Source organism: Pseudomonas sp. MPB03, from assembly GCF_046605385.1.
In the GTDB taxonomy this organism is placed as follows: Bacteria; Pseudomonadota; Gammaproteobacteria; order Pseudomonadales; family Pseudomonadaceae; genus Aquipseudomonas; species Aquipseudomonas zanjanensis.
In genome coordinates this window covers 6,234,875-6,260,571 of sequence record NZ_CP176770.1, presented here as the reverse complement: position 1 = coordinate 6,260,571, position 25,697 = coordinate 6,234,875, and the positions used below count along the sequence as shown (strand labels likewise).

The 25,697-nt window shown below is 62.2% G+C and carries 22 protein-coding genes; 10 read left to right on the top strand and 12 right to left on the bottom strand.

The window, feature by feature from the left end:
* Positions 1 to 41: 41 nt before the first annotated feature.
* Entirely contained in the window at positions 42 to 662 is a 621-nt protein-coding gene (gene betI, locus ACLH0I_RS27345; RefSeq protein WP_250966026.1) for a transcriptional regulator BetI, read from the bottom strand.
* A gap of 366 nt (positions 663 to 1,028) precedes the next feature.
* Here betI and ACLH0I_RS27340 point away from each other — a divergent pair, with 366 nt between their 5' ends.
* Complete coding sequence (locus ACLH0I_RS27340) at positions 1,029 to 2,561, top strand: BCCT family transporter (protein WP_411387563.1); 1,533 nt, start codon at positions 1,029 to 1,031, stop codon at positions 2,559 to 2,561.
* Positions 2,562 to 2,885: 324 nt separating this feature from the next.
* Here the strand turns inward: ACLH0I_RS27340 and choV are convergent, their stop codons facing one another.
* From choV to ACLH0I_RS27325, 3 genes are all read right to left on the bottom strand, one after another.
* Positions 2,886 to 4,064, bottom strand: coding sequence for a choline ABC transporter ATP-binding protein (choV, locus tag ACLH0I_RS27335; protein ID WP_411385840.1), 1,179 nt, complete (start codon positions 4,062 to 4,064; stop codon positions 2,886 to 2,888).
* Complete coding sequence (choW, locus tag ACLH0I_RS27330) at positions 4,061 to 4,906, bottom strand: choline ABC transporter permease subunit (protein ID WP_014340605.1); 846 nt, start codon at positions 4,904 to 4,906, stop codon at positions 4,061 to 4,063. The genes choV and choW overlap by 4 nt, the downstream gene beginning before the upstream one ends.
* A 71-nt stretch (positions 4,907 to 4,977) precedes the next feature.
* Positions 4,978 to 5,925 carry a choline ABC transporter substrate-binding protein gene (locus tag ACLH0I_RS27325; protein ID WP_186707122.1) on the bottom strand — a complete coding sequence of 316 codons (948 nt, stop codon included), beginning with the start codon at positions 5,923 to 5,925 and terminating at the stop codon, positions 4,978 to 4,980.
* 424 nt (positions 5,926 to 6,349) lie between these two features.
* On the opposite strand from ACLH0I_RS27325, the gene ACLH0I_RS27320 reads away from it, so the two are divergent.
* Together ACLH0I_RS27320 and ACLH0I_RS27315 are read left to right on the top strand one after the other, a co-directional pair.
* On the top strand, positions 6,350 to 7,726 hold the full coding sequence (locus tag ACLH0I_RS27320; RefSeq protein WP_186707123.1) for an L-serine ammonia-lyase: 1,377 nt from the start codon (positions 6,350 to 6,352) through the stop codon (positions 7,724 to 7,726).
* Positions 7,727 to 8,344: 618 nt separating this feature from the next.
* Positions 8,345 to 9,448, top strand: coding sequence for a GlxA family transcriptional regulator (locus tag ACLH0I_RS27315; protein ID WP_042731607.1), 1,104 nt, complete (start codon positions 8,345 to 8,347; stop codon positions 9,446 to 9,448).
* Positions 9,449 to 9,559: 111 nt separating this feature from the next.
* On the opposite strand, the gene ACLH0I_RS27310 is transcribed toward ACLH0I_RS27315, so the two are convergent.
* From ACLH0I_RS27310 to choX, 6 genes are all read right to left on the bottom strand, one after another.
* Positions 9,560 to 9,823, bottom strand: coding sequence for a hypothetical protein (locus ACLH0I_RS27310; protein ID WP_186707124.1), 264 nt, complete (start codon positions 9,821 to 9,823; stop codon positions 9,560 to 9,562).
* A gap of 370 nt (positions 9,824 to 10,193) precedes the next feature.
* Positions 10,194 to 11,357, bottom strand: coding sequence for a gamma-butyrobetaine dioxygenase (locus ACLH0I_RS27305; RefSeq protein ID WP_411385839.1), 1,164 nt, complete (start codon positions 11,355 to 11,357; stop codon positions 10,194 to 10,196).
* A gap of 20 nt (positions 11,358 to 11,377) precedes the next feature.
* The gene (locus ACLH0I_RS27300) at positions 11,378 to 11,854 is read right to left on the bottom strand and encodes a thioesterase family protein (RefSeq protein WP_250962177.1); all 477 of its coding nucleotides are present in this window, start codon (positions 11,852 to 11,854) and stop codon (positions 11,378 to 11,380) included.
* A gap of 144 nt (positions 11,855 to 11,998) precedes the next feature.
* Complete coding sequence (locus tag ACLH0I_RS27295; RefSeq protein WP_411385838.1) at positions 11,999 to 12,964, bottom strand: L-carnitine dehydrogenase; 966 nt, start codon at positions 12,962 to 12,964, stop codon at positions 11,999 to 12,001.
* Between the two features lie 142 nt (positions 12,965 to 13,106).
* Positions 13,107 to 13,994 (bottom strand): 3-keto-5-aminohexanoate cleavage protein, encoded by an 888-nt coding sequence (locus ACLH0I_RS27290; RefSeq protein ID WP_186707128.1) that lies wholly within the window; start codon positions 13,992 to 13,994, stop codon positions 13,107 to 13,109.
* A 73-nt stretch (positions 13,995 to 14,067) separates the two neighbouring features.
* Positions 14,068 to 15,012, bottom strand: coding sequence for a choline ABC transporter substrate-binding protein (gene choX / locus ACLH0I_RS27285; RefSeq protein WP_411385837.1), 945 nt, complete (start codon positions 15,010 to 15,012; stop codon positions 14,068 to 14,070).
* A gap of 187 nt (positions 15,013 to 15,199) precedes the next feature.
* Here choX and ACLH0I_RS27280 point away from each other — a divergent pair, with 187 nt between their 5' ends.
* The gene (locus ACLH0I_RS27280; protein ID WP_411385836.1) at positions 15,200 to 16,159 is read left to right on the top strand and encodes a GlxA family transcriptional regulator; all 960 of its coding nucleotides are present in this window, start codon (positions 15,200 to 15,202) and stop codon (positions 16,157 to 16,159) included.
* A 68-nt stretch (positions 16,160 to 16,227) separates the two neighbouring features.
* Positions 16,228 to 17,403 carry a hypothetical protein gene (locus ACLH0I_RS27275; protein ID WP_411385835.1) on the top strand — a complete coding sequence of 392 codons (1,176 nt, stop codon included), beginning with the start codon at positions 16,228 to 16,230 and terminating at the stop codon, positions 17,401 to 17,403.
* A gap of 180 nt (positions 17,404 to 17,583) precedes the next feature.
* On the opposite strand, the gene ACLH0I_RS27270 is transcribed toward ACLH0I_RS27275, so the two are convergent.
* Together ACLH0I_RS27270 and ACLH0I_RS27265 are read right to left on the bottom strand one after the other, a co-directional pair.
* On the bottom strand, positions 17,584 to 18,000 hold the full coding sequence (locus ACLH0I_RS27270) for a DUF3010 family protein (RefSeq protein ID WP_411385834.1): 417 nt from the start codon (positions 17,998 to 18,000) through the stop codon (positions 17,584 to 17,586).
* Positions 18,001 to 18,057: 57 nt separating this feature from the next.
* Positions 18,058 to 18,459, bottom strand: a complete 402-nt coding sequence (locus ACLH0I_RS27265; RefSeq protein ID WP_411387562.1) for a lysozyme inhibitor LprI family protein — start codon at positions 18,457 to 18,459, stop codon at positions 18,058 to 18,060.
* Positions 18,460 to 18,692: 233 nt separating this feature from the next.
* On the opposite strand from ACLH0I_RS27265, the gene ACLH0I_RS27260 reads away from it, so the two are divergent.
* The 5 genes from ACLH0I_RS27260 (at position 18,693) to ACLH0I_RS27240 (ending at position 25,689) form a co-directional block, all read left to right on the top strand.
* The gene (locus ACLH0I_RS27260) at positions 18,693 to 19,670 is read left to right on the top strand and encodes a dipeptidase (RefSeq protein ID WP_030139307.1); all 978 of its coding nucleotides are present in this window, start codon (positions 18,693 to 18,695) and stop codon (positions 19,668 to 19,670) included.
* Between the two features lie 79 nt (positions 19,671 to 19,749).
* Positions 19,750 to 20,280, top strand: coding sequence for a DUF5943 domain-containing protein (locus ACLH0I_RS27255; protein ID WP_018612374.1), 531 nt, complete (start codon positions 19,750 to 19,752; stop codon positions 20,278 to 20,280).
* Between the two features lie 15 nt (positions 20,281 to 20,295).
* Entirely contained in the window at positions 20,296 to 22,356 is a 2,061-nt protein-coding gene (gene dgcA / locus ACLH0I_RS27250; protein ID WP_060740286.1) for a dimethylglycine demethylation protein DgcA, read from the top strand.
* A 163-nt stretch (positions 22,357 to 22,519) separates the two neighbouring features.
* Entirely contained in the window at positions 22,520 to 24,469 is a 1,950-nt protein-coding gene (dgcB, locus tag ACLH0I_RS27245; RefSeq protein ID WP_411385833.1) for a dimethylglycine demethylation protein DgcB, read from the top strand.
* Positions 24,469 to 25,689: an electron transfer flavoprotein subunit alpha/FixB family protein gene (locus ACLH0I_RS27240; RefSeq protein ID WP_411385832.1), complete on the top strand. Its 1,221-nt coding sequence runs from the start codon at positions 24,469 to 24,471 to the stop codon at positions 25,687 to 25,689. The genes dgcB and ACLH0I_RS27240 overlap by 1 nt, the downstream gene beginning before the upstream one ends.
* The last annotated feature ends 8 nt before the right edge of the window (positions 25,690 to 25,697 follow it).

The window sequence follows — 25,697 nt, the reverse complement described above, 5'->3', positions numbered from 1 at the left end:
GAGCGTGTCGTTTATAGCTGACTACGCGCTGCGGTGACGGTTCAGGAGTCGAGCGGTTCTGTGTGCTCTGGCGCTCCTGTTTTGGCCAGTTGGAAATCCATGTATTCGTAAGCGATCTGGTGCGCCTGGGCGGTATCGAACGCGTCTCCCGACAGCGCGCCGCGCAGCCACAAACCGTCAATCAGCGCGGCCAGGCCCCGTGCCGCGCTGCGTGCCTGGTCAACGGGCAACACGCGGCGGAACTGGCAACACAGGTTGGAATACAGACGGTGATCGTTGATCCGCTGCAACCTGTGCAAAGACGGGTGATGCATGCTGGTGGCCCAGAAGGCCAGCCAGGTTTTCATTGCCGGGCCGTTGACCTGGCTGGCGTCGAAGTTGCCTTCGATGATCACCTTGAGGTGAGCCCGCGGGCTCGAGTCCGTCAGCGCTTGACGCCGCGCGGTGACGTTCTCGCTCAAGACAGTCATCAAGTACTGGGCCGTCGCCGCGATCAGGCCGTTCTTGTCCTGAAAGTAGTGACTGATGATGCCGTTGGAAACACCGGCCAAACGAGCGATCAGCGCAATGCTGGCGTCCCCCATGCCGACCTGATCGACCGCTTGCAACGTAGCTTCGATCAATTGTTGGCGGCGGATGGGTTGCATACCGACCTTGGGCATCTAGCACATCTCCTTAGGCCCGCAGGCGGACGAGTGCAGTCCGTCATGGCGAGGGCCAGTCTATTTTGTTTTGATTGAACGTTCAATCAACAAAGAATAAGCTCTGCGACAATTCGTCGCGATTTGCCGAAATTTCCTACGCGTAAATGGCGCAGAAGCGAGACATCAAGGACCCAAGACCCACGCAATGACGGGGGCAAGGGCTTTAAGGGTGTCTTTATAACACCCGTCGGTCGGCTGCCCACTCACCGATTGGTCGGGTACCGCGTTGCCTTGTCCTTCTCCCGCACTGCCTGGAGCATCCGTGCAATGAGTTCTGCCTTTCTAATAAAGACCCCACCGCAGAAGGTGACGGTCAACGGTTGGGTGTTCTACACCTCCACCGCGCTGATTCTGTTGCTGACCGCCATTCTGATTATCGCCCCGCAGGAGGCCGGTCGTTTGCTCGGCATCGCCCAGGCGTGGTTGTCCCGCAGCTTTGGTTGGTACTACATGGTGGTCATCGCCGCTTACCTGGTGTTCGTGGTTGGCCTGGCGTTTTCCTCCTACGGCAAGCTCAAGCTGGGCAGCAAGGACGACACGCCGGATTTCAGCTACGGCGCCTGGGCCGGGATGCTGTTTTCGTCGGGTATCGGCATCTCCTTGCTGTACTTTGGCGCCTCCGAGCCGCTGGACCATTTCTTCAACCCGCCCGAAGGCGTGGCCGGCAGTCAACAGGCGGCGCGGCAGGCGGTGCAGTTGACGTTCTTGCACTGGGGCCTGCACGGCTGGGCGATCTACGCCTTGGTGGGCTTGGCCGTGGCGTATTTCGCCTACCGGCACAATCAGCCGCTGGCCCTGCGTTCGGCGTTGTATCCGCTGGTGGGAGAGCGCTGGGTCAAGGGTGCGGCCGGTCACGCGGTGGACGGTTTCGGCATGTTCGTGACCCTGCTGGGGCTGGTGACCAACCTGGGGATCGGCTCGTTGCAGGTGGCGTCCGGGCTGGAAAACCTGTTCGGCATGGAACACAGCAACACCAATCTGCTGATCGTGATCATCGTGATGAGCACGGTGGCGACCATCGCGGCGGTGTCCGGTGTGGAGAACGGTATCCGTCGGCTGTCGAACCTGAACATCGTGCTGTTCAGTGGCCTGCTGATCTTTGTGCTGCTGTTCGGTCCGACCCTGCACCTGCTCAACGGTTTCGTTCAGAACATTGGCGACTACCTCAACGGTGTGGTGCTCAAGACCTTCGATCTGTACGTCTACGCGGACGACAGCGCCAAGTCTGGCCGCTGGATGGGCCTATGGACGCTGTTCTATTGGGCCTGGTGGATTTCCTGGGCGCCTTTTGTCGGCATGTTCATCGCGCGCATTTCTCGTGGGCGTTCCGTGCGCGAGCTGGTGGCGGGCGTATTGTTGATTCCCCTGGGCTTCACCCTGGCCTGGCTGTCGATCTTCGGTAACTCGGCCCTGGACCTGGTGATGAACCACGGCGCGGTCGAGTTGGGCAAGACGGCGCTGACGCAGCCGTCGATGTCGATCTACCAGCTGCTTGAATTCTATCCGGCATCGAAGATTGTCATCGGTGTGTCGATCTTTGTCGGTTTCGTCCTGTTCCTGACCCCGGCCGACTCCGGCGCGGTGATGATGGCGAACCTTTCGTGCCAGGGCGGCACCGTTGACGAAGACGCGCCCCATTGGCTGCGGATCTTCTGGTCGGTGGTGATTACGCTGGTGACGATCGGCCTGTTGTTTGCCGGCAACTTCGAAGCGATGCAGACCATGGTGGTGCTGGCCGGATTGCCGTTCTCGGTGGTGTTGGTGTGCTTCATGTTCGGTTTGCACAAGGCCATGCGCCAGGATGTGCAGGCGGAGCAGGAGCGGGCGGAGTTGGCGGTGCTGCGGGCCTATAGCTGACCTTCTGCCTGGCCCTGCTCTTGTGGCAGAGGGGCTTTTGTGGCGAGGGAGCTTGCTCCCGCTGGGTTGCGGAGCGACCCCAAACCGGCCAAGCACGGTGTACCTGAAGGTTCGTGTCGCCTGGATTGCGACTGCTGCGCAGCCGAGCGGGAGCAAGCTCCCTCGCCACAGTTATCAGCATTCCAAGCTCAATATCAGCATTCCAAGCTCAGTATCGGCGTTCCAAGCCAGTACCAGCATTTCAAACCCTGGTATGAGCATCAGCCTTGGAAGGCGCAAACAAAAACGCCGCGATCATCTCGCGGCGTTTTTGTGTGCGTGGGGTTAGCCCAGGTTCTTGCCGAGCAGTGCGTGGTACAGCTCGCTGTCGCCCAGGATCCCGACGACTTTCTGATTGTCGTGGAGCACCAGTTTGTTGCCGGTCTGGTAGCGGATCTGCAACGCATCGCGCATGCCGATGTTGGAGTCCACCAGGGTCGGACGTCGGCCCAGGCCTTCGACCGCTTGGCCTGGAGCCCAGTTTTGCAGGTCCAGGGCCGCGCCGTTCTGCCGGGCGCCCTTGATGGTGTTGCCGTCGGCCAGGTCGAGCCAGGAGTCGCCACCCGGGTCCAGGCAGACCGAACCGTTGATGCGCTTGCAGTTGTCCAGGGTGCGCATCAGGCTGCGGCCGCAGAGGACGTTGAGCGGGTTGGTGTGGGCGACGAAGGTGCGCACATAGTCGTCGGCCGGGTTCAGCACGATTTGTTCCGGCTTGCTGTACTGGATGATCCGGCCGTCTTTCATGATCGCGATACGGCTGCCCAGCTTCAGGGCTTCGTCGAGGTCGTGGCTGACGAACACAATGGTCTTGCTCAGCTTGCGTTGCAGCTCCAGAAGTTCGTCCTGCAGGCCTTGGCGGATCAATGGGTCGAGGGCCGAGAACGGTTCGTCCATCAGCAGGATGTCGGCGTCCATCGCCAGGGCGCGGGCCAGGCCGACCCGTTGCTGCATGCCGCCGGACAATTCGTCGGGCTTCTTGTTGCGCCACTGGGTCAGGCCCACCAGCTCAAGCTTCTCATCCACCAGCTTCTTGCGTTCCTTCTCCGGTCGGCCCTGCATTTCCAGGCCGAAGCTGATGTTCTCGCGCACCGTCAGCCAAGGCATCAGGGCGAACTTCTGGAACACCATGGCGATGCGCTTGGTGCGCATCATCTTCAGCTCGGCGGGGGTGCAGGATGCAATGTCGATCTGCCGGTTTTCGTGCTCGACGAACAGCTTGCCGCGGCTGACGGTGTTCAAGCCGTTGATGCAGCGCAGCAGACTGGATTTGCCGGAGCCGGACAGGCCCATCAAGACACAGATTTCGCCTTTCTCGATGTCCAGGCTGGCTTTTTCCACGCCGACGATTTGCCCGGTTTTCTTCAGGATTTCGTTGCGGGTCATGCCCTGGTCGAGCAGCTTGAGGGCCTCGCGAGGGTCCCTGGCGAAGATCACGTCAACGTCTTCAAAGCGAATTATGCTCATGCGTCACCCCCTACTTTGGCGTCGGGTTGTTTGCAGATTCGGTCGAGCATGATCGCCAGCAGGACGATCGCCAGGCCGGCTTCGAAGCCCAGGGCGATATCGGCGGTGTTCAATGCGTTGACCACGGGTTTGCCCAGGCCATCGGCGCCCACCAGCGCGGCGATCACCACCATCGACAACGACAGCATGATGCACTGGGTGATACCGGCGGCGATGCTTGGCATGGCGTGGGGCAGTTCGATGCGCGACAGGAGCTGGCGACGGGAGCAGCCGAAGGCTTTGCCGGCGTCCATCAGTTCGTCCGGGACGTCGCGGATGCCCAGGTAGGTCAGGCGGATGGGCGCGGCAATCGCGAACACCACCGTGGAGATCAGGCCCGGGACCACACCCAGACCGAACAGGGTCAGGGTAGGAATGAGGTAGACGAAGGTCGGTACGGTCTGCATCAGATCGAGCACCGGACGCATCATCGTGTAGAACATCGGCTTGTGCGCGGCAACGATGCCCAGCGGCACGCCGATCAGTACGCAAACCAGGGTCGCGAACAGCACCTGGGCGAGGGTTTCCATGGTCTCTTGCCAGTAACCCAGGTTGAGAATCAGTAGAAAGGACGCGATGACAAATACAGTCAGGCCCCATTTGCGCTGGATGAAGTGCGCCAATAGCGCAATGAGGCCGATCAGGGCCAGGGGGTTGAACCAGGTCAGCGCAAACGTCACGCCGTGAATCATCGTTTCCAGGAACAGCGCGATTGCGTCGAAGGTGTTGGCGCCGTTTTGCGTCAACCATTCGACAAAGCCCGCGATGTACTGGCCCAAGGGTATTTTCTGATCAATAAGCATGGTAGTGAACGTCCGCATGCAAGGGAATAAACAGCCCGGGCGAGCAAACTCGCCCGGCATAACATAAGCAGTTATTGCGCAAGCTTGGCTTTCACGGCCTCCAGGCCAGGTTTACCGTCAATGGTGGTCACGCCAGCGAGCCAGGTATCGAGTACCTGTGGGTTTTTCTTCAGCCAGGCCTTGGCGGCGGCCTCAGGTTTCATCTTGTCGTCGAGCACGTTGCCCATCAGCGTGCTTTCCATGTCGACGGTGAACTCCAGGTTTTTCAACAGCTGGCCGACGTTGCTGCATTCCTGGCTGTAGCCCTTGCGGGTATTGGTCGCCACGGTCGCGGCACCGAAGTCGGGGCCGAAGAAATCGTCGCCGCCGGTCAGGTACTGGATTTTGAAACGGGTATTCATCGGGTGTGGGGCCCAGCCGAGGAACACCACGTCGGTGCCACGCTTGGCGGCGCGATCGACCTGCGAGAGCATGCCCGCTTCACTCGACTCGACGACTTTGAAGCCGGCGTCCTTCAGGCCGAAGGCGTTCTTTTCGATCATGCTCTGGATCAGGCGGTTGCCGTCGTTGCCCGGCTCGATGCCGTAGATCTTGCCGTCGAGTTCTTTCTTGAATTTGGGGATGTCGGCGAAGTCTTTCAGTCCCTTCTCATACAGGCCCTGGGGCACGGCGAGGGTGTACTTGGCGCCCTTGAGGTTGGTGCGCACGGTTTCCACGGTGCCGGCTTCGCGGTAGGCCTTGATGTCGTTTTCCATGGTCGGCATCCAGTTGCCGAGGAACACATCCATGTTCTTGCCATCGGCCAGGGACTTGTAGGTCACCGGCACGGAAATCATGGTGGTCTTGGTCTTGTAGCCCAGCGCATCCAGCACCACGCTGGTGGTCGCCGTGGTCACGGTAATGTCGGTCCAGCCGACATCGGAGAAGTTGACGGTGCTGCACTTTTCGGGTTCTGCGGCGTTGGCCAGCATCGGAAGACTCAGCATGGCGGCCAACAACAACGGCTTGGAACCTTTCATGGGTGGACTCCTGGTGTTTTATCGGCGGTGTCCGGTCAGGACAACCGCGCTTATGGATGTTGCGGTTGGTGGCGCGTGGGCACTCTTCTGACACGCGGCCTTGCAAACGAGCCGTAACCGATCATGTACCAGCGCAAATCTGACGCCTACAGGGTGGGTCGTATCCAGTACAGGGATGGTCGCATCCAGTGTCGGTGACGTCGTTTACAGATTTTTTCCGCCCCCGATGGACCTCTGACACGCAGAAAAACGCCGCAAAACCGGGCGCAGGGAGGGGCGGCGTTGCTGGGCATGATTGCGTCGGTGTCAGACGTCGGGCACCCAGGCAAAAACCGGATGATGCGGCCATCCCGGCGTTGAGCGTAGCAGCTCCGTCACCGGACGCTCCTGCGCCCGGATGTGCCTGTTCTGGAGGTTATCGGCAATGGCAATCAGCGTTTTCGACTTGTTCAAAATCGGTATCGGCCCGTCCAGTTCCCACACCGTGGGCCCCATGCGTGCCGCGGCGCTGTTCGTTGAAGCGCTGAAGGCCAAGGCCCTGCTCAATGATGTGCGCCGGGTCGAAGTGCAATTGTTCGGTTCGCTGTCGGCCACCGGTATCGGCCACGGCAGCGACAACGCCGTGATCATGGGCCTGATGGGAGAGTGGCCGGACGCAATCGACCCGTCGCAGATCGGCCCGCGCATCGAGTTGCTGCGTGAAACCCAGACCCTGCTGCTCGACGGTCGCCTGCCGGTACCGTTCGTATGGTCCCGGGACATGCGCCTGATCGACGAGAACCTGCCGTTCCACCCTAATGCGATGACCCTGGTGGCCGAGGGCGCCGACGGCGAGCTGCACCGTGACACGTATTACTCGGTCGGCGGCGGCTTTGTCGTCGATCAGGCCCAGGCCACCAGCGGCGTGGTGGACTTGGATCGCACTGAGCTGCCGTACGATTTTTCCAGCGCCGAAGAATTGCTCCAGTTATGCCGCACCCACGACCTGCGGGTGGCCGAGTTGATGCTGGCCAACGAAAAGGTCTGGCGTTCCGAAGAAGAGATTCGCAGTGGCCTGATGAAACTGTGGCGGGCCATGCAGGACTGCGTCGAGCAGGGCCTCAAGCACGAGGGCATCCTGCCGGGCGGCTTGAATGTGCGTCGGCGCGCGGCCAAGTTGCACCGCAGCCTGCAAGAGCTGAACAAGCCCAATGTCATCGGCTCGACCCTGAGCGCCATGGAGTGGGTCAACCTGTTCGCCCTGGCGGTCAACGAAGAGAACGCCGCCGGCGGGCGCATGGTCACCGCGCCGACCAACGGTGCGGCGGGGATCATCCCGGCGGTACTGCATTACTTCATGAAGTTCAGCGAAGCGGTCACCGACGCCAACGTCGTGGATTATTTCCTCGGTGCGGCGGCCGTCGGGATCCTGTGCAAGAAGAACGCCTCGATCTCCGGCGCCGAAGTCGGCTGCCAGGGCGAGGTGGGATCGGCTTGCGCCATGGCGGCGGCGGGCTTGGCGGAGATCCTCGGGGCCACGCCGGAGCAATTGTGCAACGCCGCGGAAATCGGCCTGGAGCACAACCTCGGCCTGACCTGCGACCCAGTCGGCGGCCTGGTGCAGGTGCCGTGCATTGAGCGTAACGCGATCGCCGCGGTCAAGGCCATCAACGCCGCCCAAATGGCCTTGCGCGGTGACGGCCAGCATTTCATCTCCCTGGACCGGGTGATCCGCACCATGCGCGATACCGGTGCCGACATGCATGACAAATATAAAGAGACTTCGCGCGGTGGCTTGGCGGTCAGTGCGGTGGAGTGCTGAGCCAAAGTTTCCAAGCCCCTGTGGCGAGGGGGCTTGCTCCCACTGGGTTGTAGACGCTGTGTAGGAGCTGTCGAGTGCAACGAGGCTGCGATCTTTCCCCAGGCACTTGAGTCCCAAGCGAAAGATCAAAAGATCGCAGGCTTCGCCAGCTCCTACAGAGTCGAGCGGGAGCAAGCTCCCTCGCCACAGATGAATGTAAAAACCGCTCGTAAAATGAACACCCATCCCCAAACGCGCCACCTTTTAGCGCGTCGCAAACAGATAAGGCGTGACTTATTGGTCACGCCTTTGTACGCCGCCCCACCGTCCGTCCCCGCGCTTGCGGTGACAACCCTCGCGCAAACGGCGCAGCCCAGTTCCCACAAGTGCTACCGAACTGCTCACGGCCCTTTGTGACCGGTGCCTGCCGCCATGGATGGCAGCTAAAACCTGGACGCGATCCACCCCTTATATAGACAGGCCGCCATGTCGTTTTCAGGATTTATTGAACACACATTCAATTTTAGGCATGGCAATTGCTCTATCCCGATAAAGCCCCGTCTCACGCAAGAGAATGATGGGCAATAACAAGAGCCTCCGCCTGAGGCCATCACCCGCTTTGTGTGAGGAGATACCGCGATGACGACGTCCAACTCCGGGGCCCAACCCCAGAACCGTGCGCCTCAATCCATCGGCTTTTTGCTGCTGGACAATTTCACGCTGATTTCCCTGGCGTCCGCGGTGGAACCGCTACGCATGGCCAACCAACTGTCCGGTCGCGAGCTGTATCGCTGGACCACCCTGACCGTCGACGGCGGCCAGGTATGGGCCAGTGATGGCTTGCAGATCACCCCCGACGCCTCCATGCACAAGGCACCGCCCTTGGACACGGTCATCGTCTGTGGCGGTATCGGCATCCAGCGCACCGTAACCCGTGAACACGTGTCATGGCTGCAAGGCCAGGCCCGCCAGTCTCGTCGCCTCGGTGCGGTCTGCACCGGCAGCTGGGCCCTGGCCTGCGCCGGCCTGCTGGACGGTTTCGATTGCAGTGTGCACTGGGAATGCCTGGCGGCGATGCAGGAAGCTTTCCCGCGGGTATCGATGAGTACCCGCCTGTTCACCCTCGACCGCAACCGCTTCACCAGCTCCGGCGGCACCGCGCCGCTGGACATGATGCTGCATCTGATCAGCCGCGATCACGGTCGTGAGTTGTCGGCGGCGATCTCGGAAATGTTTGTCTACGAGCGTATCCGCAACGAGCAGGATCACCAGCGTGTGCCGCTCAAGCACATGCTTGGCACCAACCAGCCGAAGTTGCAGGAAATCGTCGCGTTGATGGAGGCCAACCTCGAAGAGCCGATCGACCTGGACGAATTGGCGGTGTACGTCGCCGTGTCCCGGCGTCAGCTGGAGCGGTTGTTCCAGAAATACCTGCACTGCTCGCCGTCGCGCTATTACCTCAAGCTGCGGCTGATCCGTGCGCGGCAACTGCTCAAGCAGACGCCGATGTCGATCATCGAAGTGGCCTCGGTGTGCGGCTTCGTCTCCACCCCGCACTTCTCCAAATGCTACCGCGAATACTTCGGCATTCCACCGCGCGACGAGCGCGTCGGTTCCAACACCACGCAACAGGTGGCGATGATGCCACTGCCGCAAGCGCTGGTGCTGTCGCCATTGTCCGGGCCGCTGTCGGCGCTGAGCCAGGCGCGTAATGAGTCGACGTTTGCCAGTGTGAGGCTCTAGACCGAGGCGCCTTTGTGGCGAGGGAGCTTGCTCCCGCTGGAGCGCGCAGCGGTCCCAAGCTTTTTGGGGCTGCTACGCAGCCCAGCGGGAGCAAGCTCCCTCGCCACAAGGTCAGGCGCTATGGTTCTGCTGGTATTGCGTCAATGCCGGCAACAGCTGCTTATCGATCGCCTGGCGCACGGCCGGCAGGATGGTGGCGCTGCTGGTGTACATGTCCTTGACCATCCGCCGCAATTCATTGGCGCGGGCCCTGTCCAGCCCGCGCACGGCGCATTCGCATGCCTGCTCGGCGGTGGAGCCGCTGGGTATTTGCAGTCCCAGGGCCTTGAGGTGGCCCAGCAGGTCTTCCTGGTCGATCAAATCGGCGTGCATCATGACGCTTTTCCTTGTTCAGGGATTGGGGTCGTGTCTCGATTCTGGTAGCCACCCGAAGCGGCGGCAAGGGTAAATGGTCGCAATGTCATGAATGACTATGGAGGCGTCGTTTTCGGCTAACTTGCCCAGGCCTGGACTGGGCACACTGGCCCCAAGCTGAATCACGATGGTTTGGTCACCCTCGCGCGACGGCTCCTCCAGTAACGCTCCTGCCCCGATCCTGTCACGGCTTGATCGGGGATTTTTTTGCCTGTGTGAATCTGGGGAAAGTGCGTTGTTTGATCGGGCGCTATCGCGAGCAAGCTCGCTCCCACAGGGGAATGCGGCCGCCTGTGGGAGCGAGCTTGCTCGCGATGAACGATGACGCGGTCTAGCGTTGCAACACCAGAATCCGCGACAACAACTCATCCCGATCCACATAACACCCCTGGAAATGCCGGGCCCCGGTGGCCGGGTCGAAGGCGTTGCGGGCGTGGAGGGTGCGGCGGTTGTCGAAGCACCAGAACTGGCCGGGTTCGAGGCGCTGTACCAGGCGAAATTGCGGCTCGCGGGTCAGGGCGATGAAGCGGCGGTAGGCGCGGTAAAGCCTGGGCATCTGCTCGACCGAGGTGTCGAACGGCCCACGCAGGAAGTTCGCCATGCGGATTTCCGCGACCTGCCCCAGCGCATCCAGCGCGATGATGGGCGCCAGGCAGCGGTAGTCGCTGTGGCGGTCCTTGTTGCGAAACTCCACCGGGATCTGGCACAGCGCGTCGAAGGCCTCGGGGTCTTCCTGGCGCAGCGTCTCGGCAATGGCAAAGCCGTCGACAAAAATGCTCTCGCCGCCGTCGGCGTCGTTCACCAGGCAATGCAAGAACTGCAGCCCCGGCTGCAGCTCACGGGTCGGCAGGTCGCTGTGCAGCGGCAGGTTGAAAGCGGTGTAGGCGTTGCTGTCGGCATCGGCCTTGGACTGCACGTTGAACAGCACGCCGAAGTTGCTCTCGCGGATAAAGGAAATGCGTTGGGCGATCTGTTTCAGCGAGCCGGGCTCGGTGGGCACGCCGCGTACTTGGGTCAGGCCGATGTCGCGCACCGCCAAAAGCCATTGCAGCAGCGCGTCGGCATCCGTCATCAGTGGCTGGTATTCGAACACCGGCAGTTTCAGGTCATGCCGCCACAGCTGGCGATGCGGCTTGCTCGCCAGGCGTTCGGCCCTGGATTGATCGTCATACGCATGGGCGCGCAACCAGCCCGGATCGAATAGGCTTCGGTGGCCATCCTGCCAAACCACACACAGATGGCCCGCGTCGTCGATGTTGATGTGGCGGGGCGTCACGTCTTCCGGGACATCGACAATCTCCAGGACCTGCTCGCGGGTAACGCTGTAGACGCATTGCGGGCACGGGCAGTTGTCCCTTAGCCACTGATGATGGAACGGGCTGACCCGGCCGTCGGCCCACGTCACTTGCACCCGGTCGGTCAAGGGGGTCGCAGCGGTCAATGCCTGGACAAGCGGATAGCGTCGGAAGTCGGCAACAGCGGCAGCGGTGTTCATGGCGATCTCCTGGTCGAGGCTTATCGGGCGGGTGGCAGGGCGATGACCCGACCGATGCAGGTCGGTGTCGGCAGGTCGGCTTGGCTGTCCAACAGGGCTTTGAGTCGGCCCAGGGTCTGTTCGGTGAATGGCGCTGAGCGCGGGCCGGCCAGGTCGACATGCAGCAACATCTGTTCATTGCCGGCCAGCTCTTTATCACCGCCGACCAGGTGCAGGCTGTGGTAGAGGTGCAAGCGTTTGGTGTCATGGCCGATGAGCTGCGTGTGCACCTCGACATCTGCGCCGAGCTTCACTTCGTGCAAGTAGTTGAGGTGCAGTTCGAGGGTGAACAAGGAGTGGCCGCTGGCTTCGCGGTTCTGGCTGTCCAGGCCGAGCCGGTCCATCAGCGCGTCGGTGGCGTAGCTGAAGATCAGCAAGTAGAAGGCATCGCGCAGATGGCCGTTGTAATCGACCCATTCGGGGAGGATGCGGGTTTGGTAGGGGGTGAGGGTGGGCATGACGTTGGTTCCGACAGTTGTGGTGACTGGGAGGCCGCTATCGCGAGCAAGCTCGCTCCCACAGGTTTTGTGAGCGACACAGAACCAATGTGGGAGCGAGCTTGCTCGCGATGGGCCAGCCTTGCTGGCCCAAAAAACCAAGGTTTACTCAGCGAAGGTCATTCCATGCTTTTCTTTAGTGGCTTTCACTGCCTCCAGCACCGCCAGCAGGCAATCATCACGATAGCGCTCCAGGGCCGAGATGCTGTGGCTGCCCAATTGCTCGCTCGTGCCGTTCACCACATCATCGATCAATTTCTCGGTCAGCTCCGGCGCCGGCAGGTAGGTCCAGGGCAGTTGCAACGCCGGGCCGAATTGGGCCATGAAATGCCGCATGCCGGCATCGCCGCCGGCCAGGGTGTAGGTCAGGAACGTGCCCATGAATGACCAGCGCAGGCCGGCGCCAAAACGGATCGCATCGTCGATTTCCCCGGTGGTGGCGACACCGTCGTTGACCAGGTGCAGGGCTTCGCGCCACAGCGCTTCGAGCAGGCGGTCGGCGATGAAGCCGGGGACTTCCTTGCGTACGTGCAATGGCCGCATGCCGAGGGATTCGTAGACTTCCATCGCTGCTTGCACCGCTTTGGGGGCGGTGTTCTTGCCGCCGACCACCTCCACCAGTGGCAACAAGTAGACCGGGTTGAACGGGTGCCCGACCACACAGCGTTCCGGGTGGGTGGCGTTCTCATAGAACTCGCTTGGCAGCAGGCCCGAGGTACTGGAGCCGATCAACGCGTTTGGCTTGGCGGCGGCGCTGATCTGGGCGTGCAGTTCGAGCTTGAGTTCCAGTCGCTCGGGAGCGCTTTCCTGGATGAAATCAGCGTCGCGCACGCATTCTTCGATGGTGGCGACAAAGCGCAGCCGATCCTGCGAAGCGCCGGGGGCCAAGCCCTGTTTCTCCAGGGCGCCCCAGGCATTGGCGACGCGTTTGCGCAGTGCCGCCTCGGCACCCGGCGCCGGGTCCCAGGCGACAACGTCGAGGCCATGGGCCAGGGCCCGGCTGACCCAGCCGCTGCCGATCACACCGCTGCCCAGGGCGGCGAAGGTCTTGATGTCGGTGATAAAGCTCATGGTGGTTTCCTGAAAAGAGTGAAAATCACCTGTGGGAGCGAGCTTGCTCGCGATGGCGGCGGTACTTCCGACGCATCGTCGAAGGCTGGAATATCGCTATCGCGAGCGAGCTCGCTCCCACAGGGTTATGCGTCGATTCGGTTTAGCCGCGCTGCACCAGGCCCATTTTCTTGCGACCTTCCGCCGGCGTGAGCACGCGAGCCCCAAGGCGGCTGAGGATTTCTCCGGCGCGCTCCACCAGTTGGCCGTTGGTGGCGAGCACGCCTTTGTCCAGCCAAAGGTTGTCTTCCAGCCCGACCCGCACGTTGCCCCCCAGCAGTACCGCCTGGGCGGCCATCGGCATTTGCATGCGACCGATGCCGAAGCCGGCCCACACCGCGTCGGCCGGCAGGTTGTCGACCATGGCTTTCATGGTGGTGGTGTCGGCCGGAGCCCCCCACGGGATGCCCAGGCAGAGCTGGAACAGCGGGTTGTCCAGCAGGCCTTCCTTGATCAGTTGCTTGGCGAACCACAGGTGACCGGTGTCGAAGATCTCCAGCTCGGCCTTGACCCCCAGCTCAGTGATGCGCTTGGCGCCGGCCCGCAGTTGTGCCGGGGTGGAAACGTAAATGGTGTCGCCGTCGCCGAAGTTCAGGGTGCCGCAATCCAATGTGCAGATTTCCGGCAGCAGCTCCTCGACGTGAGCCAGGCGGGTCAGCGGGCCTACCAGGTCGGTGTTGGGGCCGAACTCCATCGGTCGTTCGCCGCCGCCGATCTCCAGGTCGCCGCCCATGCCGGCGGTGAGGTTGACGATGATGTCCACGTCCGCCTCACGGATGCGCTCCATCACTTCGCGGTACAACGCCACGTCGCGGCTGAACTTGCCGGTCTGCGGGTCGCGGACGTGGCAATGGACCACCGTGGCCCCGGCTTTCGCCGCCTCGACGGCAGCGGCAGCGATCTGTTTTGGAGTGACCGGTACGTGGGGGCTCTTGGCGGTCGTGTCGCCAGCACCGGTGAGTGCGCAGGTGATGATGACGTCGTGGTTCATGGTGCGGGTTCCTTCAGGCGTGGTGAGTCACTGCGCAGCCCCTTGTACTGCTGCGCAGATGGCGATCGGTTGATCAGTCGCTGGTGAGTTTCAGGTTGTCGGCGGCCGGCTTGCCGTCGAAGGTGGTCACGCCTTCGAGCCAACGTTGTTTGTCTTGCGGATGATCCTTGAGCCATTGCCGGGCCGATTCGAGCGGGTCCTTGTGATCGAGCAACGGTTGCATCATCCGGCTCTCGTCTTCGGCGGTGAAGGTCAGGTTGCTCAGCAAGCGACCGACGTTCGGGCATTGCTCGGCGTAGTTCGGCGCGGTGACGGTCCAGACGGTGGCCATGCCTTCGTTCGGGCCGAGGGCGTCTTCGCTGCCGGTGAGGTAGGTCATTTGCACGTTGACGTTCATCGGGTGCGGGGCCCAGCCGAAGAACACCACGGCTTCCTTGCGCCGCACGGCACGGTCCACGGCGGCGAGCATGCCGGCTTCGCTGGACTCCACCAGTTGGAATTTGCCCAGGCCGAACTGGTTCTTGGCAATCATCGCCTTGATCTGGGTATTGGCGCCGGAGCCGGGTTCGATGCCGTAGATCTTGCCGCCCAACTCTTTTTCGAATTTGGCGATGTCGGCAAAGGTCTTCAGGCCCTTGTCGGCCAGGTAGGTCGGCACGGCCAGGGTGGCGCGGGCGTCCTTGAGGCTGGGCTGCTCCAGCACCTTGACCTGCTTGGCCTCGACGAACGGGGTGATGGTCTGGGTCATCAACGGGTTCCAATAGCCCAGGAACAGGTCCAGGCGCTGGTCGCGGATGCCGGCGAAGATGATTTGCTGGGAGGCGCTGGTCTGCTTGGTCTTGTAGCCGAGGCCGTCGAGCATCACTTGGGTCAGGGCGCTGGTGGCGATGACGTCGGTCCAGTTGACCACGCCCAGGCGTACGTTCTGGCAGGCTGCGGGCTCGGCGGCCATGGCGGCCGGGCTCAAAAGCTCGGTGGCGCTGAGTGCAAGAACGCAGTAGCTGATCAGTCGTTTCATTGTCAGGTTCCTCGGCAGCTTATTGTTATGGGGCCCGGTGTCTGTGCGCCGGTGATGCCACGTTACGCAGCCCCGGGCAGGGCAAAACGCACAGCGGCGACGTGCTCTTGCACAGCAGCGACTCTTGAACGGTTGTTGCAACTGGCGTATCAAGGTCCGCACGCTGCCCGTCAACCGAGTGCGCTCCATGTCCCAGGATTTCTACTTCTTGTTGATGCCGGGTTTCTCGGCCATCGGTTTCATCTCGGCCATCGAGCCGTTGCGGGTCGCCAATCGCTTTCGCGGCGAGCTGTACCGCTGGCATGTATTGAGCATCGACGGCGGGGCGGTGCTGGCGAGCAATGGCATGTCGGTCAACGCCGATGCCGCGCTGGAGCCCTTGAAGAAAGGCGCGACCCTCTGGGTGGTGGCGGGGTTCGAGCCGCTGAAGTTCGCCACCCCGGCACTGGAACGCTGGCTGCATCGGCTGGACAACGAAGGCGTGATCCTGGGCGGCATCGACACCGGCAGCGTGGTCCTGGCCGAGGCGGGGCTGCTGGAAGGGCACCGGGTGACGTTGCACTGGGAAGCCATCGAGGCATTCAAGGAGTCTTATCCACAGCTTGGCGTGACCCAGGAGCTGTTCGAAATCGACCGTCGCCGTATCACCTGTGCGGGCGGCACCGCGTCCATCGACCTGATGCTGGACCTGATCGGCCAAGCCCACGGTTCGGAACTGGCGATCCAGGTCAGCGAGCAATTCGTGCTCGGCCGCATCCGTCCGCGCAAAGATCACCAGCGCATGGAAATCGCCAACCGCTACGGCATTCGCAACAAGAAGCTGGCGCACGTCATTGGCGAGATGGAAACCCACAGTGAACCACCACTGAGTACTTTGGCCCTGGCCGAGTCGATCAACGTCACTCGTCGCCAGCTCGAAAGGCTGTTCCGCCTGCACCTGAACGACACGCCGAGCAACTTCTACCTACGCCTGCGCCTGGAAAAGGCCCGGCAGTTGCTGCGCCAGACCGACATGAGCGTGCTGGAAGTGAGCATCGCCTGCGGGTTTGAGTCGCCGTCGTATTTCACCCGCAGCTATCGGACCCGGTTCGCGCGGTGTCCGCGGGAGGATCGGCGGCGGCAGGGGGACGGTCGGGAGCTGGTTTGACAGGCTTTTATACTCAATTATACTCGCGACTATAAATTATACCTGTCGCAATAATTGAGTATAAAACCATGTCCAAGCACCCCGGTTTTGTTTTCCGGCGTCCCGATCTGGCCCGCAATATTGTCGATGGGCTGGTCGGCGCGGGGATCCAGGATTACACCTCAGGCCTGTTCCTGGCCGCGCCAAGGCGTACCGGAAAAAGTACGTTCCTGCGCGAGGACTTGATTCCCGAATGCGAGATGCGAGGTTGGCTCGCGGTCTACGTCGACCTTTGGGCCAACAAGGAGAAGGATCCTGCCGACTTGATCGCTTCGGCCATCGCCGGGGCGCTGGTGCCTTATGAGAAGGGCATCCGCAAGCTCGCCAAATCCATGGGCATCGACAAACTCAGCTTCTTGCGCACGTTGTCCTGGGATTTCAGCCAGCCGCAACTGCCAGAAGGGGCGACGCTGACCCAGGCACTGGAGCTGTTGCACCGTGCCGCGGATAAAACCGTGGTGTTGGTAATCGATGAAGCCCAGCATGCCTTGACCACCGAGGCCGGGGTCAACGCGATGTTCGGCCTCAAGGCGGCCCGTGACCAGCTCAACCAGGGGCGCGTGGGCGATACCAGTGGTCTGCGGCTGGTGTTCACCGGTTCCAATCGCGACAAGCTCGCCCACTTGGTGCTGAGTCGCAACCAACCGTTCTACGGGTCCAGCATCACGCCGTTCCCTTTGCTGGGCAAAGCCTTCACCCAGGCCTACACCGCCCATTTGAACGCACACTTGGCCCAGACCAATCAGTTCAACGCCGATGACCTGGACCAGGCGTTTGAGTTGGTAGGGCGCCGTCCGGAGATGTTGCGCAGCGTCATCGGCGAAATTGCCCTGGAGCTGGGTGAGGCGAGCCATTTGGGTGAGTTGCTGCGCAACAGCGCCGAAATGCTGCGCGCCGGCGTCTGGACCGAATTCGAGAGCGCCTGGAACGCCCTGACGGTGCCGCAACGCGCCGTGTTGCAGGTCATGGCCGAGCGCTCGCAGAACAACGAGCCCTTCGCGCCCTTCACCGATTCAACATTGGCGGCGGTGAGCAAGGCATTGAAGAGCATGGGAAGCGAAGTCGTGCCCGGTACCCAAACCATCCAATCGTGTATCGATGCGTTGCGTGAAAAGGAATTGGTGTGGAAATCCAACCGCGGTGGTTATGCGTTGGAGGACAAGGCGTTTGCGGAGTGGTTGAAGGGGTATCGCCAGCAGCGTTGAAACTTGGACAATTTCCCGTGGCGAGGGAGCTTGCTCCCGCTGGGTCGGTCCGACGCTTCGGGCGCAGCCGCCCCAGAACCAGACACCGCGGTGCAACAGGTGAACCCTGCAAACCGGTTTACGACTGCTGCGCAGCCGAGCGGGAGCAAGCTCCCTCGCCACAGGGCGGTGTCAGCAGGTCTATTTCTTCATCAGCGCCGAACACGCCGCCTTGTATGCCTCATGCTGATACTTGTTCAGCGTCGCCGGCAGGGCGACGTCATGTTTTTTGCTCTGCGCATTGATGGTCTGCGGCGACAGCAGCGTCACCTCACAACCGTCCAGCAACTGGAAAACCCCTTCGATCTTGAACGTGGTCGGGCCACCGGCGAACTCGCCCTTCTTGCTGCGCTTCTTGATGGCGATGCGTTCGATGCCGTTGTCCGTCACGAACGTCCGCACCTGGATGGCGAATGCCTTGACGTTGGCGGCGTCGTCATCGTCGTCCAGGGCGATTTTCTTGGTGCTCAGCGCAACGTGGCTCAACGCTTGCTGGTCCAGCGAGGCAACGGCGATGATCGCTTCGCTGCCTTTGATTTCGATGCCGCACGTTTTCATGTGAATCCCTTTACCAATGATGCAAGCAGCTTACCGTGCTAAACGGCTCCTGAAACATCACTCCTGCCCAATCGACTCCAAAAACTCCGACCGATCGTCGCTCACCTGGGCCATGCAGTCGTTTTCGGCGATTTTGTAGGCGTCGCTGCCGGGTTTGGCCGGGAAGGCGGCGATGGCGCAGTCGGCGTCGCGCTGTTTTTGCCACAGTTGCTGGGCGGCCTTGACCTTGGCGGTGATGTCGTTGAGCTGGGCCTTGTCGCTGGCGTAGCGGGTTTGCAGGCGCTCGTTGAGGCTCTGCAGGTTTTCGCCCAGCAATTGTTCTGCGGCGATTTTGCCATAGGCCGAGCAAGCCAGGGTCTGGACGTCGTTTTCAACTTCGTCGCAGGGGTTGGGCTCGGTGTCTTCGGTTGCGTGTGCCAGGGTGCTGATCAGTGCCAATGCCAGGAAAAGTGATTTCATCGCGTTGCCGCTCAAGTCCAGTGAAAACCAGTGATGCGGCGGATTCTGGCGCAAGCGTCGGGTAAAGAACAGACGGGCAGGGTGGGCCCGTTGTAGCCCATTGTCGTGGATTGACGCTTTCGGCAATTCCCCTGTCGTTTTTGCACCGGGTCGCGACGGCCCTCAGGCATATGCTGGCCCCAAAGCGCCGGCACACGATTCGGCGCATGAATCGCTAACAAGGGGACTGCCTGATGAGCCCAGCCGAATTGCACGCCGACAGCATCGTTATCGACGGGCTGATCATTGCCAAGTGGAACCGCGACCTGTTCGAAGACATGCGCAAGGGCGGCCTGACCGCAGCCAACTGCACCGTGTCGGTGTGGGAGGGTTTCCAGGCCACTATCAACAACATCGTCGCCAGCCAGAAACTGATCCGCGAGAACAGCGACCTGGTGATCCCGGTGAAAACCACCGCCGACATCCGTCGCGCCAAGGAACAGGGCAAGACCGGCATCATCTTCGGCTTCCAGAACGCCCATGCGTTCGAAGACCAGCTCGGCTACGTCGAGATCTTCAAGCAGCTCGGCGTCGGTGTGGTGCAGATGTGCTACAACACCCAGAACCTGGTGGGCACCGGCTGCTACGAGCGCGACGGCGGCCTGTCGGGCTTCGGTCGCGAGATCGTCGCCGAGATGAACCGCGTCGGCATCATGTGCGACCTGTCCCACGTCGGTTCCAAGACTTCCGAAGAAGTCATCCTCGAGTCGAAGAAGCCGGTCTGCTATTCCCACTGCCTGCCGTCCGGCCTCAAAGAACACCCGCGCAACAAGTCCGATGAAGAGCTGAAGTTCATTGCCGACCACGGTGGTTTCGTCGGCGTGACCATGTTCGCGCCGTTCCTGGCCAAGGGCATCGATTCGACCATCGACGACTACGCCGAAGCCATCGAATACACCATGAACATCGTCGGTGAGGACGCCATCGGCATCGGCACCGACTTCACCCAGGGCCATGGCCAGGATTTCTTCGAAATGCTGACCCACGACAAAGGCTATGCCCGTCGTCTGACCAGCTTCGGCAAGATCATCAACCCCCTGGGCATCCGCACCGTGGGCGAGTTCCCGAACCTCACCGAGACGCTGCTCAAGCGCGGTCACCCGGAGCGGGTGGTGCGCAAGATCATGGGGGAAAACTGGGTCAACGTCTTGAAAGACGTCTGGGGCGAATAACCTCCACCGCACCGCTAATCCTCTACCTGCGGCCCTCTGCGCCGCAGGCAATACCACGAATTTCCGGAGTCAAGTTTTCATGGCCAAGATCGCCCCGCAACTGCCTATCGAAGTCGACAGCGAAACCGGTGTCTGGACGTCCGACGCCCTGCCGATGCTGTACGTACCGCGTCACTTCTTCGTCAACAACCACATGGGCATCGAGGAAGTGCTGGGCGCCGACGCCTACGCCGAGATTCTCTACAAGGCCGGCTACAAATCCGCCTGGCACTGGTGTGAAAAAGAAGCCGAGTGCCACGGCCTGGAAGGCGTCGCGGTGTTCGAGCACTACATGAAGCGCCTGTCCCAGCGTGGCTGGGGCCTGTTCAAGATCCAGGACATCGACCTGGACAAAGGCACCGCCAGCGTGAAGCTTGAGCACTCGGCGTTCGTCTATGTGTACGGCAAGGTCGGGCGCAAGGTCGACTACATGTTCACCGGCTGGTTCGCCGGCGCCATGGACCAGATCCTCGCCGCGCGCGGCAGCCAGATCCGCACCGTGGCCGAGCAGGTCTACGGCGGTTCCGAAGAAGGCCACGACGACGGCCTGTTCATCGTCAAGCCGTTGTAAGTCGAGGATCGCGCCATGGCTTTTGAAGCAATGTTCCAGCCGATCCAGATCGGCAAGCTGACCATCCGCAACCGCGTGCTCAGCACCGCGCACGCCGAGGTCTACGCCACCGACGGCGGCATGACCACCGACCGGTACGTGAAGTATTACGAAGAGAAGGCCAAGGGCGGCATCGGCCTGGCGATCTGTGGTGGCTCGTCCGTGGTTGCCATCGACAGCCCCCAGGAATGGTGGAGCTCGGTGAACCTGTCCACCGACCGCATCATCCCGCATTTCCAGAACCTGGCCGACGCCATGCACAAGCATGGCGCCAAGATCATGATCCAGATTACCCACATGGGCCGTCGCTCGCGCTGGGACGGCTTCAACTGGCCGACCCTGATGTCGCCGTCCGGCGTGCGCGAGCCGGTGCACCGTGCTACCTGCAAGACCATCGAGCCGGAAGAAATCTGGCGGGTGATCGGCAACTACGCCCAGGCCGCGCGCCGGGCCAAGGCCGGTGGCCTGGACGGCGTCGAGTTGTCGGCGGTGCACCAACACATGATCGACCAGTTCTGGAGCCCGCGGGTCAACAAGCGTACCGACGAATGGGGCGGCAGCTTTGAAGGCCGCATGAAGTTCGGCCTGGAAGTGTTGAAGGCCGTGCGTGCCGAAGTGGGCGACGATTTCTGCGTGGGCATGCGCCTGTGCGGTGACGAGTTCCACCCGGACGGCTTGTCCCACGAGGACATGAAGCAGATCGCCAAGTACTACGACGACACCGGCATGCTGGATTTCATCGGCGTGGTGGGCTCGGGTTGCGACACTCACAACACCCTGGCCAACGTCATCCCGAACATGAGTTATCCACCGGAGCCGTTCCTGCACTTGGCCGCCGGTATCAAGGAAGTGGTCAAGGTCCCGGTGCTGCACGCGCAGAACATCAAGGACCCGAACCAGGCCACGCGGATCCTGGAGGGCGGTTACGTCGACATGGTCGGCATGACCCGTGCCCACATCGCCGACCCGCACCTGATCGCCAAGATCAAGATGGGCCAGATCGACCAGATCAAGCAGTGCGTCGGCGCCAACTACTGCATCGACCGCCAGTACCAAGGCCTGGACGTGCTGTGCATCCAGAACGCCGCGACGTCCCGTGAATACATGGGCGTGCCGCACATCATCGAGAAGTCCACCGGGCCCAAGCGCAAAGTCGTGGTGGTCGGTGCCGGCCCGGCCGGGATGGAAGCCGCGCGCGTGGCCGCTGAACGTGGGCACGATGTGACCCTGTTCGAGAAGAAGGAATTCATCGGCGGGCAGATCACCACCGCCTCGAAGGCCCCGCAACGGGACCAGATCGCCGGTATCACCCGTTGGTTCCAGCTGGAACTGGCGCGGTTGAAGGTCGACCTGCGCCTGGGCGTGGCGGCTGATGCGGCGACCATCATGGACCTGCGTCCGGATGTGGTGGTGCTCGCCGTCGGCGGCCATCCGTTCCTGGAGCAGAACGAACACTGGGGCGCCGCCGAAGGGCTGGTGGTCAGCAGTTGGGACGTACTCGACGGCAAGGTCGCGCCGGGCAAGAACGTGCTGGTCTACGACACCATCTGCGAGTTCACCGGGATGTCGGTGGCCGACTTCCTCGCCGACAAGGGCAGCCAGGTCGAGATCGTCACCGACGACATCAAGCCGGGCGTGGCCATTGGCGGGACGTCGTTCCCCACCTACTACCGCAGCATGTACCCCAAGGAAGTGATCATGACCGGGGACATGATGCTGGAGAAGGTCTACCGCGAAGGCGACAAGCTGGTGGCGGTGCTGGAGAACGAATACACCGGCGCCAAGGAAGAACGCGTGGTGGACCAGGTGGTGGTGGAGAACGGCGTGCGGCCGGACGAAGAAATCTACTACGCGCTCAAGGAGGGTTCGCGCAACAAGGGCCAGATCGACGTCGAAGCCCTGTTCGCGATCAAGCCCCAGCCGTGCCTGGAACAGAGCGGCGATGGCTACCTGCTGTTCCGCATCGGCGACTGCGTGGCCCAGCGTAATACCCACGCGGCCATCTATGACGCCCTGCGGTTGTGCAAGGATTTCTAACGGCTTGCACATGATCCTGTGGGAGCGAGCTTGCTCGCGAAAGCGGTGGGTCAGTCAATGCAAATGTGACTGACAGAATGCAATCGCGAGCAAGCTCGCTCCCACAGGCACCGAGTAAGGCATCTCGACCTGCAAGACCCTGAGGTCTTTGGGAGCAACACCTATGTTGAACACCCTTCTTCCAATCCTGCTGTTCGCAGCCATCGGCCTCGCGGTCCTTGGCGCCTTGCGGCGGGTAAACATGTGGCGCCGGGGACGACCGGCCAAGGTCGACCTGATCGGTGGCCTCTTTGCCATGCCCAAGCGCTACATGGTGGATTTGCACCATGTGGTGGCGCGGGACAAATACATTGCCAACACCCACGTTGCCACGGCCGGTGGTGCGGTGGCGTCGATTGTGTTGGCGATCCTGGTCCACGGGTTTGGCCTGCATAACCGCTTCCTCGGCTATGCGTTGCTGCTGATGTCGGCGGTGATGTTCGTTGGCGCGATCTTCATGTACCTGCGTCGGCGCAACCCGCCAGCGCGTTTGTCGAAAGGCCCGTGGATGCGCCTGCCGAAAAGCCTGCTGGCCTTCTCGGCGTCGTTCTTCCTGGTGACCTTGCCGGTGGCGGGCATCCTGCCGGAAAACTTCGGTGGTTGGCTGGTGGCGGCGATCCTGGGCGTCGGCGTGTTGTGGGGCGTGTCGGAATTGTTCTTCGGCATGACCTGGGGCGGGCCGATGAAGCACGCCTTCGCCGGTGCCCTGCACCTGGCCTGGCACCGCCGCGCCGAGCGCTTTGGTGGTGGCCGTTCCACTGGCTTGAAGCCGCTGGACCTAACCGACCCCGCCGCACCGCTGGGCGTGGAAAAACCCAAGGATTTCACCTGGAACCAACTGCTCGGCTTTGACGCTTGCGTGCAGTGCGGCAAGTGCGAAGCGGCCTGCCCGGCGTTCGCCGCCGGCCAGCCGTTGAACCCGAAAAAACTCATCCAGGACATGGTCGTCGGCCTGGCCGGCGGCACCGATGCGAAATTCGCCGGTAGCCCTTACCCGGGCAAACCCGTGGGCGAGCACAGTGGCAACCCGCACCAGCCCATCGTCAACGGCCTGGTGGATGCCGAGACCCTTTGGTCCTGCACCACCTGCCGAGCCTGCGTCGAGGAATGTCCGATGATGATCGAGCACGTCGATGCCATCGTCGACATGCGCCGCCACCTGACCCTGGAAAAAGGCGCCACGCCGAACAAGGGCGCCGAGGTGTTGGAAAACCTCATCGCCACCGACAACCCTGGCGGCTTCGCCCCGGGTGGGCGGATGAACTGGGCGGCGGACCTGAACCTGAACCTGCTCAGCGAGAAGAAATCCACCGACGTGCTGTTCTGGGTCGGCGACGGTGCCTTCGACATGCGCAACCAGCGGACCCTGCGCGCCTTCGTCAAGGTGCTCAAGGCGGCGAAGATCGACTTCGCCGTGCTCGGCCTCGAAGAACGCGACAGCGGCGACGTGGCCCGGCGCCTGGGTGACGAAGCGACGTTCCAGCTGTTGGCCAAGCGCAACATCCAGACCCTGGCCAAATACAGCTTCAACCGCATCGTCACCTGCGACCCCCACAGCTTCCACGTGCTGAAAAACGAATACGGCGCCTTCGATGGCAACTACCTGGTGCAACACCACAGCACCTATATGGCGGAAATCATCGACGCCGGGGCGCTGAATCTTGGCCAGCACAAGGGCGACAGCGTGACTTATCACGACCCGTGCTACCTGGGTCGCTACAACGGCGAATACGAGGCGCCGCGCCAAGTGCTGCGGGCGCTGGGCATCGAGGTCAAGGAGATGCAGCGTTCCGGTTTCCGTTCCCGTTGCTGCGGCGGTGGCGGTGGCGCGCCGATCACCGACATCCCGGGCAAGCAGCGCATCCCGGACATGCGCATGGACGACATCCGCGAAACCGGTGCCGAGCTGGTGGCCGTGGGTTGTCCACAGTGCACCGCGATGCTCGAAGGCGTGGTCGAACCACGGCCGATGATCAAGGACATTGCCGAACTGGTGGCCGATGCGCTGCTGGAAGACGCGGCCCCGAGCAAGCCCGTGGCCCCGGCCAAACGTGAACCCGCGGAGGTGCATTAATGAGCGACATCATCCGCCGCGACCCTCGCGCCGAGTGGATCGCCCGCAACCGCCTGCACCCACTGCACGCGGCCATGCAACCGGTGCAGCACAGCTGGATGGGCCCCAACGGCGTCATTCGCAAGAACGTCCATGGCATCGGTTTCATCGGCCCCAATGGGATCAAACGGATCGATCGCAGCGGTGCCCAGCAAGGTGGGGCGAGCAAACGCACCGCCGCCGTTGAAGTGCAATTGCCGCTGCATCAGGTGCCGCAACCGGCGTTCCACATCTGCGTCGTCCCGGACATGGTCGGCGGCCGCCTCAGCAGTCACGACCGCGATCTGCTGGGCCTGGCCCATCAGTTGGCCGGCAGCGACGGTGCGGTGATGGCGGTGGTCTTCGGCGAGCACAAGGAAAGCGCCTTCGCCACCGCAGGCGTGGACCGCTTGCTGGTGCTCGATGGCGAAGAGTTCAGCGGTTATGCACCGGAGCAACGCGTTCAGGGCCTGCGGGCTGTGGATAACCAGTTCAACCCACGCCATTGGCTGCTGCCTGACAGTCGCAGCGGCGGTGGTGAATTGGGCCGGCGCTTTGCCGCAGCCCTGGGCGAGCGTCCGGCCACGCGGGTGTGGCAGGTCAAGGGCGAGGACTGCATCGGCCGCGCCGGCGCGGGTCTGCAAGACTTGGCCCGGCCGTTGGCGCGCTTGATCCTGGCGGAGGCCGAATGCGCCGAGCCGGTCAGCGAAACCCGTCACGAAGCCTTGCCGGTGGAGTTATCCACAAGCGTGGCCCGCAGCTTGTCGCGGATCGAAGACCTCGGTGCGGTGGCGGTGGACCCGGGTGCGATCCCGATGGCCGAGGCCGAATTCATTTTCTCCGGCGGCAACGGGGTCAAGGACTGGGCACTGTTCCACCAGGCCGCCGCCGCCCTGGGCGCCACCGAAGGCGCTTCGCGGGTGGCGGTGGACGATGGCTTCATGGCCCGGGATCGCCAGGTCGGTGCGTCCGGCACTTGGGTCACGGCGCGGGTCTATGTGGCCGTGGGGATCTCCGGGGCGATCCAACACCTGCAAGGCATTGGCGCCTGCGACAAGGTGGTGGCGATCAACCTCGATCCGGGCTGCGACATGATCAAACGGGCAGACCTGTCGGTGATTGGTGACAGCGCGGCGATTCTCCAGGCCTTGATCGCGGCGGTAGAGGCTTACCGCAACGAAGCCAAGCGCGATGCGGCTTAAGCTAAGGA

What these genes read in the sequence shown, in the direction of transcription:
- betI (WP_250966026.1), bottom strand. Translation starts at nt 662, where the DNA reads ATGCCCAAGGTCGGTATGCAACCCATCCGCCGCCAACAATTGATCGAA.
- choV (WP_411385840.1), bottom strand. Translation starts at nt 4,064, where the DNA reads ATGAGCATAATTCGCTTTGAAGACGTTGACGTGATCTTCGCCAGGGAC.
- choW (WP_014340605.1), bottom strand. Translation starts at nt 4,906, where the DNA reads ATGCTTATTGATCAGAAAATACCCTTGGGCCAGTACATCGCGGGCTTT.
- ACLH0I_RS27325 (WP_186707122.1), bottom strand. Translation starts at nt 5,925, where the DNA reads ATGAAAGGTTCCAAGCCGTTGTTGTTGGCCGCCATGCTGAGTCTTCCG.
- ACLH0I_RS27320 (WP_186707123.1), top strand. Translation starts at nt 6,350, where the DNA reads ATGGCAATCAGCGTTTTCGACTTGTTCAAAATCGGTATCGGCCCGTCC.
- ACLH0I_RS27315 (WP_042731607.1), top strand. Translation starts at nt 8,345, where the DNA reads ATGACGACGTCCAACTCCGGGGCCCAACCCCAGAACCGTGCGCCTCAA.
- ACLH0I_RS27310 (WP_186707124.1), bottom strand. Translation starts at nt 9,823, where the DNA reads ATGATGCACGCCGATTTGATCGACCAGGAAGACCTGCTGGGCCACCTC.
- ACLH0I_RS27305 (WP_411385839.1), bottom strand. Translation starts at nt 11,357, where the DNA reads ATGAACACCGCTGCCGCTGTTGCCGACTTCCGACGCTATCCGCTTGTC.
- ACLH0I_RS27300 (WP_250962177.1), bottom strand. Translation starts at nt 11,854, where the DNA reads ATGCCCACCCTCACCCCCTACCAAACCCGCATCCTCCCCGAATGGGTC.
- ACLH0I_RS27295 (WP_411385838.1), bottom strand. Translation starts at nt 12,964, where the DNA reads ATGAGCTTTATCACCGACATCAAGACCTTCGCCGCCCTGGGCAGCGGT.
- ACLH0I_RS27290 (WP_186707128.1), bottom strand. Translation starts at nt 13,994, where the DNA reads ATGAACCACGACGTCATCATCACCTGCGCACTCACCGGTGCTGGCGAC.
- choX (WP_411385837.1), bottom strand. Translation starts at nt 15,012, where the DNA reads ATGAAACGACTGATCAGCTACTGCGTTCTTGCACTCAGCGCCACCGAG.
- ACLH0I_RS27280 (WP_411385836.1), top strand. Translation starts at nt 15,200, where the DNA reads ATGTCCCAGGATTTCTACTTCTTGTTGATGCCGGGTTTCTCGGCCATC.
- ACLH0I_RS27275 (WP_411385835.1), top strand. Translation starts at nt 16,228, where the DNA reads ATGTCCAAGCACCCCGGTTTTGTTTTCCGGCGTCCCGATCTGGCCCGC.
- ACLH0I_RS27270 (WP_411385834.1), bottom strand. Translation starts at nt 18,000, where the DNA reads ATGAAAACGTGCGGCATCGAAATCAAAGGCAGCGAAGCGATCATCGCC.
- ACLH0I_RS27265 (WP_411387562.1), bottom strand. Translation starts at nt 18,459, where the DNA reads ATGAAATCACTTTTCCTGGCATTGGCACTGATCAGCACCCTGGCACAC.
- ACLH0I_RS27260 (WP_030139307.1), top strand. Translation starts at nt 18,693, where the DNA reads ATGAGCCCAGCCGAATTGCACGCCGACAGCATCGTTATCGACGGGCTG.
- ACLH0I_RS27255 (WP_018612374.1), top strand. Translation starts at nt 19,750, where the DNA reads ATGGCCAAGATCGCCCCGCAACTGCCTATCGAAGTCGACAGCGAAACC.
- dgcA (WP_060740286.1), top strand. Translation starts at nt 20,296, where the DNA reads ATGGCTTTTGAAGCAATGTTCCAGCCGATCCAGATCGGCAAGCTGACC.
- dgcB (WP_411385833.1), top strand. Translation starts at nt 22,520, where the DNA reads ATGTTGAACACCCTTCTTCCAATCCTGCTGTTCGCAGCCATCGGCCTC.
- ACLH0I_RS27240 (WP_411385832.1), top strand. Translation starts at nt 24,469, where the DNA reads ATGAGCGACATCATCCGCCGCGACCCTCGCGCCGAGTGGATCGCCCGC.